Source organism: Schauerella aestuarii (genome assembly GCF_009866805.1).
Taxonomy (GTDB): domain Bacteria; phylum Pseudomonadota; class Gammaproteobacteria; order Burkholderiales; family Burkholderiaceae_B; genus Schauerella; species Schauerella aestuarii.
Window position 1 is genome coordinate 261,748 of the sequence record NZ_SIZW01000043.1, and the last position, 13,928, is coordinate 275,675.

Below are 13,928 nucleotides of genomic sequence, written 5' to 3' on the forward strand. Positions count from 1 at the left end.
GGACCCCTGCTACCGTTGGCCAGGCGTTCAGGGCGTCCGTGATTTTCAGTTCGACTAGAACGCCATCCGCGCATTCAAGCTCACGGTGCGCGGCGCGCCGGGGGCGATGTAGTTGCTGCCGTTGTAGGTCCAGTAGCGGCGGTTGGCCAGGTTCTGGATCTGGGCTGTGAGCGTCACATCGCGATCGAGGATACGTGCCCGGTATTGCGCGCCGGCATCGAACACGGTGTATGACGGCACGCTGTAGGTGTTCGCCGTGTTCATCTGCGAGCCGCCCACGTACTTCGCGCCCAGCGACACACTCACTGCCGGCATCACCGGGAGTTGATAGCTCAACCGCGTGGCCGCCTGAAGGTGCGGCGTGCCGGTGGTGCGCTTGCCCTCGAGCCCGGCGCTGCTCTCCACATAGGTCGAGTTCAGGTACATCACGCCGCCCGATAAACTCAGGTCGCGGTTGATGTCGTAGGTGCCGTTGAGGTCTACCCCTTGGTAGCGCGTGATGCCGTCTTGTACGAACCGGTTGGCATCATTGGTGTATTCCGCCGTGCGATCCATGCGGAACAGCGCAGCCGTGGTGGCCCAGGTGGGTGCTTCGTACTTGTAGCCGGCTTCATACTGCTTGCTCTTGACCGGGCTCATCACCTCGCCGAAGTTGATCGTGTTGACACCGGCCGTACCCCCACGTTCCAACGCCTCGACGTAGCTGGCGTACAGCGTGTCGTTTTGCGTGGGCTTGTAGATCAGCGCGACGGTGGGTGTAAGCGGGTTGCGCTCGTATCGCGTCGTGCGTGCGCCGGCCAGGTTGTAGGCGCTCTGGTCGAAACGGTTGTAGCGAATGCCGCCGATCACCGACCAGTGTTCGCCGAAGCTCAACGTGTCGCTGGCGAACAAGGCGTCCTGCACGATGGCGGACGTTTTATAAAGGCTGTGGCCGCCCGCGTCGCCATAGGCGGTGAGGGTGGTGCCGCGATAGATGTTGCCTGAGCCGATGTTGGCGGTGTAGGTCGATTCGCGATCGGATAACGTGCCGAAAGACTGGCGCGATGCGCCGAAGGTGAGCTTGTGACCGATCGGCCCCGTGCGCGCTTCGCCTTCGACGAGGGCCTGCCATTGCTTGTATTCCTGGGCGAAGCGATACAACGATTGGTCGGCGGTGTAGTCGCCGGCCAGGTTCGACACATACAGCGTGCTGTTGTTGTAATCGAGGTCCTTGCGTGCGTTGCGGTACGTGACGCTGGTTTTCCACCCTGGTGCCATCCGCCATTGCAGCCCGGTCGTGACCACGCGATCCTTGGTGTCGAAATAAGCACCTTCGGGTTGCGACGCGATGCGGGGGTTGACCGTGCCGGGGATGGCCTGGATGTCGCCGATGTCGTAGCCCCAGAAGCTGTTGTTGCGCGATTTGCGATTGGCATACAGCGCATCGAAGGTGAGCGTGACGTCGTTGGTAAGGCGGGCATCCAGCGCCAGCGAAGCGCCTTCGCGGCGCAGGCTGCCGTCGTCGATGTAGGTATCGCCTTCTTCGCGAAACAGATTCACGCGATAACCAAAGCGATCGTCGCGGCCGGCACGGCCACCCATGTCGATGGATTGAGAGAACAGCGAATCGGATTTGTACCCGAGCGAGGCGTTGAACTGGGTCTCGTCGGTCGGGCGTTTGACCACGTAGTTGAGAATGCCGCCCGGCGACCCGAAGCCGTACATGAATCCACTCAAGCCTTTGAGCAGGTCGACCCGTTCGAAAAATTCCAGCGGCAGGTCATTGCTCCATCCGGCAATGGCCAGACCGTCGACTTTCAGGCCATTCGTGCCGTCGATCCCCAGGCCGCGCACGCTGATCGAAGGGCTTTGACCGTACTCGACGCCGGTCATGGTGGTCGAGGCATCGTAGCGAAACACCTGTTCGATGTTGGTCGCCAGCCGTTCTTCGATCTCAGACTGGCTCACGCTGGTGATCGAAAAGGGGGTATCCAGCACGCTGCGCGTGCCGAGGGCGCCCGAGGCAGCAGGCACATTGAGGCTGCGTTCGAGATCCACGCCGTCGCCCACGACCGTAACCGTCGGCATCATCGATTGGTCGCCGCCCGGACTCGCCGCCGCCGACTGCGCCTGCACTGCCGTCCCGTACAGCGCCGGTATGAGCATCGCGCTCGTGAAACCCAGATAGCAGGCAAGCGCCAGCGGGCGAGGGGAGGTCGAAAGAGGGCGGCGATGCGATGCAGTCATGCGTGGCGATTCCTGGAGGGAGGCGGCGCGGTGTGCCCTGTGATGCAGTCGCAGCGCGCCGAAGAATGAAACAAAAGCGCCGCGCATTCTAACGCTAATAGAAACGATTCCGATTTAGATTAATCAATTTGTCACATTATTGCGGGAATTTGCTTCGCCTCTTGGTGTCGGGATGCGCGGTTGGTGCCGCCTTTTTTTATTGATAAACCGCAATCCAGTGGGACGGGATGCGTCAACCGGCTCGGCAAGATCGCTTGTGCACGGTGCCGATCGCCGCGCACGCCAGCCAGGCGCACGCATCGATTTCACTTTTACGTAATGGTTAACGCTAAATTGACATAAAAATGAAATCGGCATATATTTTTGTGAAATTGCGCGCGATCAAGCAGCTATTTCTGCTGCGCGGCTCACATACTGATTTCCGACTTGCCATGCCCATGCTTCAACCTGCTGATGTCTCACCCAGTGCTGTCGATCACGACGACAAAGCGCTCGGCGAGCGATTGCGCGCGCGGCGGGTGGCGAAAGGATTGACCCTCAAGGATGTGGCGGCGCGTGCCGAGATGTCCATCGGATCGATCAGTCAGATCGAACGCGGTGTGAGCTCGCCATCGATCCGCACGCTGCGTGGAATTTGTCATGCATTGGAAATCGATGGTGCAGAGTTGTTTGCGCCTGCCGATGACGCATCCAATGCATCCGACGTCGTCGACGCGGCTGCGGCTTCGCGCGCCGGCGGTGACGCAGCCACTGCGGCAGGGCAGTCGGCGCCATTGGCCAAGGCCGACGCTGCACTTGCCGCTGCACGGCCGGCCGACGCCGCATCGTCGAGCGAGTATCTGGTGCGTGCCGATCGGCACAAACCCTTGCGTCTGCATGGCACCGGCATCACGAAGTATCGGGTGACGCCAGCAAGCTGCAATGCCATGGAAGCGTATTTGATGGAACTCGATCCCGGCGCCTGCTCCGATCCCAATTTTCTGGTGCAAACCGGCGACAAGGTGGGCTATGTGATCGAGGGTAAGTTGCAGTTGTTTATCGGCGATCGATCTTTCCTGCTCGAGACCGGCGATACCTACGGTTTTGCCGCCAACCAGGCCTACCGGTGGGTCAACGGGTGGGATAAGAAGACCCGCTTTCTGGTCGTCAACAGCAATCACTTCTATGTGTAAGTTCCCCTCATCGCGTTGATCGCGAGTCTCCCCTTTTCCGTCTGACGCGCAGGCCGGTCGCCTGTACTTTTTTCCGCATCGAAAGATACGGCGGGCGCTCTTGCGCCCGCACTGAGGCCAACATGACTTTGACAACGACGACCGCGGGCGCGATGCCTGCCGGATCGGCAGCCCCCGGCGCCCCACGCAAGGGGATGGTGCGCGATATTGTGGCGGCCAATATCGGCGCCTTTTTCGAGTGGTACGACCTGCTCGTGTACGCAATGTTTGCGGTGACGATCTCCGCGCTGTTTTTCCCCTCAGCCGACCCGCAGACGGCACTGCTGTACAGCTTGCTCACGTTCGCCAGTTCGTATCTGATTCGGCCGCTGGGCGCCGTATTGCTGGGGATCTACTCCGACAAGAAAGGTCGCAAAGCCGCGCTGTCGTTGACGGCCACGCTGATGCTGTTGGGTACAGCACTCATGGCCGTGGTGCCCACCTATAGCGCCATCGGTGCTTGGGCCCCGGTGATTCTGGTGTTCGGCCGCCTGATGCAAGGATTCTCGGCCGGCGGCGAATTTGGCAGCGCCAACTCGTATCTGACCGAACAGAATCCCAAACTCAAGGCCTTTCTCGGCAGCCTGCAATTTGCGACCACGGGTCTCGCGATCGTGGTGTCGTCGCTGTTTGCCTACCTGATCAATCACTATCTGCGCACCGATCAGGTGAACAGCTGGGGCTGGCGCGTGCCGTTCATTTTCGGTTGCCTGATCGGGCCGGTGGCGCTATACATCCGCTTCAAGATCAACGAAACGCCGGAGTTCGACGAGCAGAAGGCCAAGACGGCCAAGCCGCTTTCGGAAACCTTCAAGTTTCACAAAAAGTATTTGCTGATCGGCGCGCTGATTACCGCCGGCGGCAACGTGGCGAGCTACGTCAACATCTATATGCCGACGTTTGCGACCAACAACCTCGGCATCACCAAGGACGCGGCGTTCATCGCTTCGTTGTGCAGTGGTTTGGTCTGCACGATCTTTCCCATGGTCGCCGGCCTGGTGGCGGATCGTGTGGGCGCCGTCAAGACGATGATGACCGCGATGATTCTCGGCTTGATCGTGATCGTGCCGGCCTTCTACGTGCTCACGCAAACGCCATCGTTCGGCTCGCTGGTGTTCTTTCAGTGCTTGATGTCGTTGGTGTTCTTCAGCTTTTACTACGCACCCATCGGCTCGGTACTGGCGCAACTGTTTCCCACCTCGTGCCGCACCACCGGCGTGTCGATTGCCTACGTGGCGTCGCAGACCTTCTTCGGTGGCGTGACGCCGCTGGTGGTGGGTGCGTTGGTGGCGGCTACGGGCAGCATCATGGCGCCTGCCTACTATCTGATCGCGGTGGGCGCGGTGGCCTTCTGCGCGCTGCTGATGAGCCGATCACGTGCGCAGTGACGCGCCGATTTTATTTTGCACCGGCGCGGTTGCGATGCGCCCAAGGACGTTATGACTGTTGCATTACCCGAACGCGTCGACGTGGCCATCGTCGGCGCGGGGATCATCGGCATGAGCACTGCGTGGGCGCTGGCTCGCCGGGGCTTGCGCGTGGCGGTGTTCGAGAAAGGCACGATCGCAGGCGAACAATCGTCGCGCAACTGGGGTTGGATTCGAACAGTGGGACGCGACCACGCCGAATTGCCCCTGTCGTTGCATGCCAACGGCCTGTGGCGCGAGATCCAGCAGGCGGAGAACGTGGGTTATCGGCAGACGGGTCTGGCATACCTGGCCGCCAGTGAGGCCGAGATGGCCAGGCATGCGGTCTGGCTTGAGCGGGCGCAAGCGCTGGGTGTGACGGCCCGATTGATCGGTGCTGCGGATCTGCCGGAGATCCTCTCGCAGCCGTCGCCGCGCGCATGGGCCGGCGCGCTCTACAGCGCAGACGATGGCGTGGCCGAGCCGACATTGGCCACGCATGCCATCGCGCGTTTGGCGCAGGCCGCCACATGTCAGATCTTCGAGCGGTGCGCCGTGCGTGGGCTGGATCAGGCAGGCGGCAAGGTGGCGGGGGTGATCACCGAGGCCGGCCGCGTGGCGGCCGATGCGGTCGTGCTGGCCGGCGGCGCATGGTCGCGGCTTTTTTGCGGCAATAGCGGCGTATCGTTTCCGCAGCTTAAGGTGCATGCATCGGTGCTGCGTACCGCACCGCTCGAAACGGGGTTGGATCTGGCCATCAACGGCGGCGACTTCACGTGCCGCAAGCGGTTGGATGGCGGGTATTCCGTGTCGCAATTGGGCGCCTCGTATGCCGATCTCACGCCGGACAGCATTCGGTTGATGCGGCAGTTTCTGCCGGCATGGTTGGCCGAGCGCAAATACCTGAAGTTGCGTTTCGGTAAACGCTTCTTTGAAGAACTCGCCTTGCCACGCCGCTTTCCGCTGGATCGCGAGACGCCGTTCGAACGCCAGCGCACGCTGGATCCGGCGCCCACCATGAAGACGATCGATGTGGCGCTGGCGAAGCTCAAGCAGGCGTTCCCTGCATTCGATGCGGCGACGGTCGCGAAAGCGTGGGCCGGCTTCATCGACGTCACGCCGGATGCCATTCCGGTGATCTCTGGCGTCGATCATGTGCCAGGATTCTTTCTGGCCTCAGGTTTCTCCGGTCACGGCTTCGGTATCGGGCCGGCGGCCGGCGCGTTGATGGCCGATCTGGTGCAGGGCCATCCCCCACTGGTCGATCCCCATCCTTACCGGCTGGCGCGGTTTGCGCGCTAGACGTTTTCATGCCTCGGCGCGTCTGCGTTGGACACGCCCGGGCTACCCTCATTCATCGCGATCGGCATGTGCCGTCGCCCGTTTTTTTGCATTGGAGCTTTGCATGTCGACGACTGAACCCAAACTGGTGCGCATTTCCACGGGCCCCCTGGCCAATCCCAAGCCTGCCGCACCCAAGCGCCCGATTTCAGGCGATGCCAAATTCAACGGCATGAAGGTGTTCGAAGGTCGTGGCGGCAAGGTACGTGCAGGCGTGTGGGAAAGCACCAGCGGCGTGTTCCAGGCCGACACCACCGGCTATATCGAGTACGGCCATATCGTGGAAGGCGACTGCCGCATCGTCGATCCGGACGGCACCGTACACACGCTGAACGTGGGCGATCCCTTCATCATGCCCGAAGGCTACAAGGGCCGGTGGGAGATCGACAGCTTCGTGAAGAAGGTCTACATGGTGGCCGAGACGGCTTGACCGTCTGGGTTGATCGTCTGGCTTGACGACGACAGAACAGTCGCGCCACGCCCGCTGTCAGTCGACGTACTGGCCGCTCTCGCGCAACGCCAGCTCGATCTTGTTGCGCGGCACGGTGGTTTTGGGCACTTTAAACGGAAACCAGGTGCGCACGTCTTCTTCAAGCCCGATGCCGTGCATGAAGTTGTAGATCGCCTTGCGTAGCGCGCGGCCGAGTTCGTCGTGATCCACGCCGGTGGGGTCGTGAAAACCGATGTCGTTCTTCGCGAAGCTCACCGGCGGCAAGGGCTGCAAGGTCACGCCGTATTCTTCGGGATTCAGGCCCACGGGGGAGTGCACCGTACAGGCGAAGCGGTGGAAAAAGCCGCTCTGGATGCAGCCGTTTTCGAAAAGCTGGCGCACGTATTCCAACGCGTCCACGGTATCCTGCACCGTTTGCGTGGGAAATCCGTACATCAGGTAGGCGTGCACCAGAATGCCGGCGTCGGTAAAGGCACGCGTGACGCGTGCGACCTGTTCGACCGACACGCCTTTCTTCATCAGCTTGAGCAGTCGATCCGATGCGACTTCAAGCCCACCGGATACGGCAATGCAGCCGCTATCGGCAAGCAGATCGCACAGATCGGGCGTGAATGTTTTCTCGAAACGGATGTTGCCCCACCAGGAAATGCCGGTGTCGCGCGCGATGAGCTCGGTGGCCAGGGCCTTGAGCGACTTGGGCGGCGCGGCTTCGTCCACGAAGTGAAAGCCGGTTTGGCCGGTTTCGCGCACGATGGCGTCGATCCGGTCGGCCAGTACGGTGGCGGAGGCGCCTTCATAGCGGCCGATGTAGTCCAGGCTCACGTCGCAAAAACTGCACTTCTTCCAGTAGCAGCCGTGCGCTACGGTGAGCTTGTTCCAGCGGCCATCGCTCCACAGCCGGTGCATGGGGTTGAGCATGTCCAGCAGCGAGAGGTAGCGGTCCAGTGGCAGGCCGTCCCAGGTGGGCGTGCCCACTTCGGCAAACGCCACATCGGGCTCCACCATGTTGACGTATTTCACCTGCCCCGTTTCGGCATCGCGCAGAAACGTGCGCACCAGGCGCTGGCGCGAGCGCTTGCCCTGGATGTGATCGAGCAGGGCCGACAGCGGCCGTTCGCCGGCGTCCAGCGACACGTAATCGAAATAGTCGAACACGCGTGGCTCGCTCAACTCGCGCAGTTCGGTATTCACATACCCGCCGCCCAGTACCGTGACGATGTGCGGGTGATGCGCCTTGATGGTTTGCGCGATGCGAAAGGCCGCGTACACCGATCCCGGAAACGGCACCGAGAGCAGCACCACGGTGGGCGTGTGGCGGTCGACGGCGGCCAGCGTCAGCGCGCTCAAGGTGTTGTCCACCAGATTGGTAGGGGCGGCCAGCGCTTCGGCCAAGGGATCGAACGTGGGTTGGCTGCCTGCCAGCGACTCGGCATAGCGCACGAACTCGAAGCGCTCATCGATCGCGTCGCGCAGCACGTCCGCCAGATCGTTCAGATAGAGGGTGGCCAGATGCTTGGCGCGGTCGTGCAAGCCCAGGGCGCCGAACGCCCAGCCCAGCGGGTCGCCGCCTTCTTCGTCCATGTACACGTCGAGCGACGCGAAGCGCGGGCCTTCCGGCAGGAAGTTGCGCCCCGCGATGCGGTGCGCCAGCGTCGAATCCCGCCCTTGCAGGAACGCGATGGCGGGCCCGATGGTGGCGAAATAGCGTGCCTGTTGCGCCACGAACGCCTGGATCGGCTGCGTATGATCGCGCGGATCGAGCGCCTCGATCTGCTCCGCCACAGCCTGCAACCCCTCGCGCGAGAGCAACCGCAGCACGAGCGCCAAGGCCAGATCCTCCTGGTACGCGGTAATGTCGCGCGAGCGCAGGTAACCGGTCAGGTAAGCGGTGGACGGGTAGGGCGTATTGAGCTGCGTCATCGGCGGGATGACGGACAGGACGCGGAGCGGCAGAGCGGACATGAGACGGGGCAGGCGTGCCCACGAAGAGGATATGCAATCGGAGATTATAGGCGGGCCGCCTGTTGCCGCAGCGTCGGCAAGGCGGTGCGAGGGTCGACCGAGGGCCAGTGGGCTCCTCGGAGGCACCTCCGGCGGCAGGTGAATTACGCGTGGGTCGCGTCGTGCAACCAGTTTTTGAACGCCAGCATCGCGGGCGTTTCGCTGCGGGAGTGCAGGCGGGTCAGCCAATAGCTGCCGCAGACGATGGACAGATCGAACGGCTGCACCAGTTCCGCCCGGCGCAGTTCGCGCTGAAAGAGCCGCGCCGGCAGCAACGCCACGCCGGCGCCTTGTGCCGCCGCTTGCGCCAGGGCCAGCGACGAGTCGAATACCGCGCCGTGCACGACCGGGCAGGGCACCCCTGCGGCCTCGAACCACAGGGTCCATTCGTCGGCGCGATAGGAGCGCAGCAGCGCCTCGCGCGCGAGATCGCTTGCGGCGGTGAGCCGCGCGGCCACCTCGGGGGCACACATCGGCGATAAGGGCGCATCGAGCAGCGGCTCGGCATGGGTGCCATGCCACGCACCATTGCCGAAGCGGATGGCGTAGTCCAGACCTTCGCCGGCCAGATCGACGTTGTTGTTATTGGTGAAGAGACGGAAATCGACGAAAGGGTGCCGGCTCTGGAAGGCCCGTAGTCTGGGCAGCAGCCAGCCGGTGGCAAAGGTGCCTACGGCGCCCACCGACAATACCTCGCGCGAATGCTTGTTCTTGCATTGCTCCAGCATCGTTGCGATACGCTCGAAGGCGTCGGTGAGGACGGGCAGCATCGCCGCACCTTCGTCGGTGAGCGCCAGGCCGCGCGGCAGCCGCCGAAACAGCACCACACCCAACCGCTCTTCGAGGTTTTTCACATGCTGGCTGACGGCGGTTTGCGACACGTTGAGCGCCACCGCCGCACGCGTGAAACTCAAGTGTCGGGCCGACATTTCGAAGGCGCGCAGCGCGTTCAGCGGTAACTGCATACGGGTCTCCAGGGCATCGTTTTTCTTATGGGTCGGCTCAATTATCTGCGATTGTGGGGCCATGACCGGCCCGGTATCGTGGCGGCTCGTTTTAACAGGATCGATAAGGACAGATGTAATGAGCAAATGGATGATGGCCGCCGCGTTGAGCGTGGCAAGCGCGGCGTGGGCGCCGGGCGCGGTTGCGGCACCGACCTGTTCGGTCGTGATCGATACCGCGTCGGGTCAGGTCCTGCACCGCTCGGGTGAATGCGACACCCGCGAAAGTCCGGCCTCCAGCTTCAAGGTGCCGTTGGCGGTGATGGGCTTTGCGAGCGGCGTGCTGCAAGATGCGCATGCGCCGGTGTGGAAGTACAAGCCCGAGTACGAAGCCTGGATGGCGGCGTGGAAGCAGGATATCGACCCCACCGCATGGCTGCGCGATTCAGTGGTGTGGTACTCGCAGGAACTCACCCAGAAAATGGGCATGGCGGCATTCAAAGGTTATCTCGACGCCTGGTCGTACGGCAATCGCGACGTCACCGGCGACCCAGGCAAAAACAACGGTCTTACGCACGCGTGGCTGAGTTCGTCACTTGCGATTTCACCCGACGAGCAAGTGGCCTTTCTGCGCCGGCTGCAGCAACAGCAGCTTGGTTTGCCACCGGACGTGATGGCGAAGACGCAATCGGCCATGCCCACGTTTCCCGTGAAGCCCGGTTGGACCTTGTACGGCAAGACGGGGTCGGGGTTTCAGAAGGACGCCAAGGGTGCGATCGAGCGCGCGCGCCAGTTTGGCTGGTTCGTGGGATGGGCCACGAATGGCAAGCGCACGGTGACCTTTGCCCGGCTGGTACGTGACGACAGCAAAACCGAAGGCTACGGTGGCCCCCGGGCGCGCGACGGGATGTTGAAGGATCTGCCGGCGTGGTTGCCGGGCGATTAAACCGTGTCGAGCCGCTGAATCGCTTGATCCGCGCAGGCCGCGAGCAGCGCTGTCAGGCTGCCCTGCGCCAGCACCAGATCGGGCGCCAGATCCTGCAGGGGCCGCAAGACGAAGGCGCGTTGATGCGCGCGCGGATGCGGCACGGTGAGCCGTTCGGTGTGCATCTCCACGCCATCCATCAGCAGCAGGTCCAGATCGAGGGTGCGCGGGGCGTAGCGGTAAGGCCGCTCGCGGTGGTGCGCGTTCTCGATTGCCTGCAGCACGTCCAGCAATGTCAGGGGTGAAAGCGTGGTGTGTATGCGGGCGACGGCGTTGATGAAAAGCGGCCCATCGGTGTCGATCGGCACCGTGCGATAGAGGGGCGATGCCGTGCACGCCGTGATCCCCGGCTGCGCGGCGAGGTCGTCCAATGCAGCCTGGAGCGTGGCCGCGGGGTCGCCGAGATTGGCACCCAGTCCGATGTATGCAGAGACTGGCGTCAAGTCGGCGTCCTCAACAGCGAGGCTAGAAGAGCGCGTCTCAAATGACCGGGGGGGCGGCTGCGGGTTTGCGGCGCGGCTTGCGGCGGCGCTTGGCCGGATCGGCGGGCTGTCCGGCGGGCCGGGGCAAGGCTGCAGCGTCCTCGATCATCTCGGCGCGCTTTTCATCGTTGGCGTTGGCCAGATCCATCCACCATTGCGCCAGGACGCTGTCGAATTGACCGGCGGCGGCGCGCAACTGCAAAAAGTCGCACGACGCGCGAAAGCGCGGTTGCTCGATCATGCGGTAGACGGTTTTGCCGATGCGGCGCTCGAAACGCGGTTGCATGAACCAGATTTCGCGCATGTCCGACGAGAACCGGCGCTGGATGGCCATCTTCTCGGTCTGTTCGTCGAGCACCGAATCCACTGCCTGCGACAGTGCGGGGATGGTGGGCTCGCCTTGCTCCAGGTACTGCTTCCAGCGCACGTCGACCTGCTGCCACAGCAAGGCGGCGAACAGGAAGCTGGGGCTGACCGTTTTGCCGGATCGCACACGCGCATCGGTGCGTTCAAGTGCCAGTTCGACGAATTGTTCGCCACCCGGTTGTTCGAGTACCACATCGAGCATGGGCAACAAGCCGTGATGCAAACCGTCGGCGCGCAACTGGCGCAGGCAATCCATCGCGTGGCCGCAGGTGAGCAGCTTGAGCATTTCATCGAACAGGCGCGAGGCCGGCACGTTGTTGATCAATTCCGCCATGGTGGCGATGGGCTCGCGCGTCGCCGGGTCGATGGTGGCGTTGAGCTTGGCCGCAAAACGCACGGCGCGCAGCATGCGGACGGGATCTTCGCGATAGCGTTGCGCGGCATCGCCGATGATGCGGATGCGGCGGGCCTTGAGGTCGGCCACGCCGTCGTGATAATCGATCACCTGTTCGGTCACGGGATCGTAGAACAGCGCATTCATCGTGAAGTCGCGGCGTTCGGCGTCCTGCTCCTGATTGCCGAAGGTGTTGTCGCGCAGGATGCGGCCGTGCTCGTCGGTTTCCTGCGTTTCGTTGGCGGGGGCGCGGAAGGTCGAGGTTTCGATGATTTCCTGGCCGAACACCACGTGCACGAGCTGAAAGCGGCGGCCGATGATGCGGGCGCGGCGAAAGAGCGGGCGCACCTGATCCGGCGTGGCGCTGGTGGCCACGTCGAAGTCTTTCGGTTCCATGCCGACGATCAGGTCGCGGACCGCGCCGCCGACGATGTAAGCCTCGTACCCCTCGTGCTGGAGCACTTCACAGACTTTGATGGCATGCCGCGACACATTTCGCCGGTCGATGCCGTGGCTTTCCGGTCCGATACGCAAGGGCCCGGTCGGCTTGGGGGTGAGCAGTCGGCTGACGAATTTTTTTATTGTGTCGGTGATCATTAGGACTTCGCATCCTGCGTCGCTTCGAAAAGCGACAGAATGGGCCAGCCTTGCGCTTGCGCGTACTTGCGCAAGGCGTCGCTGGGGTTGACGGCAAAGGGACGGCTGACCTCGGCCAGCAAGGGCACATCGTTCATCGAGTCGCTGTAGAAAAACGATTCGCTGAAATCCTGCCACGAGAGACCAAGCGTGTCGAGCCACGCGTTCACACGCGTGACCTTGCCTTCCTTGAAACTCGGCACACCCTCGATGCGGCCGGTATAGCGGCCGGCAACGTACTCCGGATCGGTGGCGATCAAGTGCGGAATGCCGAAGGCGCGCGCGATCGGCGCCGTCACGAAGGTATTCGTGGCGGTGACCACGGCGCACAGATCGCCGGCCTGCAAGTGACTTTCGACCAACTGGATGGCGGCCTCGGTCATGCTGGGGCGAATAACCTCCTGCATGAAGGCTTCGTGCCACGCGGCCAGGTCGGACGGCCGATGCGGTGCCAGCAGCCCCAACATGAAGGCTGCGGCGGCTTCGGCCGTGAGATTGCCCGCGTTGTACTGCGCCATCAGATCTTCGTTGCGCGCCCGGGCCACCTCGGGATCGCCGGCGCGGCCGGTGCGGGCCATGAAGTCGGCCCACTGATAGTCGCTGTCCAGAGGCAGCAGCGTGTGATCCAGATCGAAAAGCGCGAGACGGCGAGAGGTCATGTGAGCGGAGAGTCAGGGTCGGCCAGCATGGCGCGTAATAAGGGTACGGTGATGCGGCGGCCGGTGGCCAGCGAATGCCGGTCCACGGCGATCAGCAAGGCCGACAGCCGCCGGATATCGCGTTCGTAGTGGGTCAGCATCCACTGCAGGACTTCGGGACTCAATTGCAGCCCGCGGTCGGCTGCTTGGGCGGTCAGCGCTGCGCGCTTGTCGTCGTCGGACAGCGGTTCGAGGCGAAACGCCAGATCCCATCCCAGCCGGGTGCGCAGATCTTCGCGCAGGGGCATGTTCAGGGGGGCGCGGTCGCCAGCGACCACGAGGGCAAATGCGCCGGCGGTTGCCGCAGATTCGCGCCAGCGATTGTACAGGGCGAAGAGCGCGGCCTGGCCGGCCTCGTCCATGCGGTGCACATCATCGACCGCAATGCGGGCCGGCAAGGGGGTACCGCCTTCGGCATGCGCCAGCGCTTCGAGCGCCGCGGTATCGTCCGGACCCATCAGGTAGCGGCCGTTGGACTGCGTGGTGGCGCGCGCGAGATGCGTCCGCCCGCAACCGGCCGCACCATACAGATAGATGGCGTGTCCGGGGGTGAGCGACTTCAGTGCCGCCAGCGCTTCCGCGTTCTGGCCAGGCAAATAATTGGCCAATGTGGGCGCGGTCACCGGCAGCATGTCGAGCACCAGCTGGCGGGTCATGCGCGGCGCTCCCATAGGGCCAAGAGGGCCGTGAAACGGCCTTCTAACCCTGATTTGCGGGGTTGCGCACGCGCGTACAGTCGTGTCATCGTAAAATGGGCGATACCTAGTGAATCCCGCAATTGTTACAT

General features: G+C 63.1%; 12 protein-coding genes. 5 read left to right on the forward strand and 7 right to left on the reverse strand.

Annotated elements, in window-relative coordinates; all coding sequences use genetic code 11:
- Positions 1–54: 54 nt before the first annotated feature.
- The gene (locus tag EYW45_RS20645) at positions 55–2,226 is read right to left on the reverse strand and encodes a TonB-dependent siderophore receptor (RefSeq protein WP_161137349.1); all 2,172 of its coding nucleotides are present in this window, start codon (positions 2,224–2,226) and stop codon (positions 55–57) included.
- 437 nt (positions 2,227–2,663) lie between these two features.
- On the opposite strand from EYW45_RS20645, the gene EYW45_RS20650 reads away from it, so the two are divergent.
- The 4 genes from EYW45_RS20650 to EYW45_RS20665 all read left to right on the forward strand — a co-directional run bounded on the left by EYW45_RS20650 (position 2,664) and on the right by EYW45_RS20665 (position 6,614).
- Positions 2,664–3,398, forward strand: a complete 735-nt coding sequence (locus tag EYW45_RS20650) for a helix-turn-helix domain-containing protein (RefSeq protein WP_202444840.1) — start codon at positions 2,664–2,666, stop codon at positions 3,396–3,398.
- 122 nt (positions 3,399–3,520) lie between these two features.
- Positions 3,521–4,825 carry an MFS transporter gene (locus tag EYW45_RS20655; protein WP_235939170.1) on the forward strand — a complete coding sequence of 435 codons (1,305 nt, stop codon included), beginning with the start codon at positions 3,521–3,523 and terminating at the stop codon, positions 4,823–4,825.
- Between the two features lie 51 nt (positions 4,826–4,876).
- Positions 4,877–6,145, forward strand: coding sequence for an NAD(P)/FAD-dependent oxidoreductase (locus tag EYW45_RS20660; protein ID WP_161137351.1), 1,269 nt, complete (start codon positions 4,877–4,879; stop codon positions 6,143–6,145).
- Between the two features lie 103 nt (positions 6,146–6,248).
- Positions 6,249–6,614, forward strand: coding sequence for a cupin domain-containing protein (locus EYW45_RS20665; protein ID WP_161137352.1), 366 nt, complete (start codon positions 6,249–6,251; stop codon positions 6,612–6,614).
- A gap of 57 nt (positions 6,615–6,671) precedes the next feature.
- Here the strand turns inward: EYW45_RS20665 and EYW45_RS20670 are convergent, their stop codons facing one another.
- Entirely contained in the window at positions 6,672–8,597 is a 1,926-nt protein-coding gene (locus tag EYW45_RS20670; protein WP_202444841.1) for a B12-binding domain-containing radical SAM protein, read from the reverse strand.
- A 143-nt stretch (positions 8,598–8,740) separates the two neighbouring features.
- Complete coding sequence (locus EYW45_RS20675; RefSeq protein ID WP_161137353.1) at positions 8,741–9,601, reverse strand: LysR family transcriptional regulator; 861 nt, start codon at positions 9,599–9,601, stop codon at positions 8,741–8,743.
- Between the two features lie 118 nt (positions 9,602–9,719).
- On the opposite strand from EYW45_RS20675, the gene blaOXA reads away from it, so the two are divergent.
- Entirely contained in the window at positions 9,720–10,526 is an 807-nt protein-coding gene (gene blaOXA / locus EYW45_RS20680) for a class D beta-lactamase (RefSeq protein WP_202444842.1), read from the forward strand.
- Here blaOXA and folK read toward each other — a convergent pair.
- The 4 genes from folK to hda are packed head-to-tail and all read right to left on the reverse strand — an operon-like array spanning position 10,523 to position 13,797.
- Positions 10,523–11,008 (reverse strand): 2-amino-4-hydroxy-6-hydroxymethyldihydropteridine diphosphokinase, encoded by a 486-nt coding sequence (folK, locus tag EYW45_RS20685; RefSeq protein ID WP_161137354.1) that lies wholly within the window; start codon positions 11,006–11,008, stop codon positions 10,523–10,525. The two genes, blaOXA and folK, sit on opposite strands and share 4 nt — an antisense overlap.
- 37 nt (positions 11,009–11,045) lie before the next feature.
- On the reverse strand, positions 11,046–12,404 hold the full coding sequence (gene pcnB, locus EYW45_RS20690; RefSeq protein WP_161137355.1) for a polynucleotide adenylyltransferase PcnB: 1,359 nt from the start codon (positions 12,402–12,404) through the stop codon (positions 11,046–11,048).
- A complete protein-coding gene (locus tag EYW45_RS20695) occupies positions 12,404–13,102 on the reverse strand; it encodes an HAD family hydrolase (protein WP_161137356.1) in 699 nt (232 codons plus the stop codon). The genes pcnB and EYW45_RS20695 overlap by 1 nt, the downstream gene beginning before the upstream one ends.
- Positions 13,099–13,797 carry a DnaA regulatory inactivator Hda gene (hda, locus tag EYW45_RS20700; protein ID WP_161137357.1) on the reverse strand — a complete coding sequence of 233 codons (699 nt, stop codon included), beginning with the start codon at positions 13,795–13,797 and terminating at the stop codon, positions 13,099–13,101. The genes EYW45_RS20695 and hda overlap by 4 nt, the downstream gene beginning before the upstream one ends.
- Positions 13,798–13,928 lie beyond the last annotated feature (131 nt).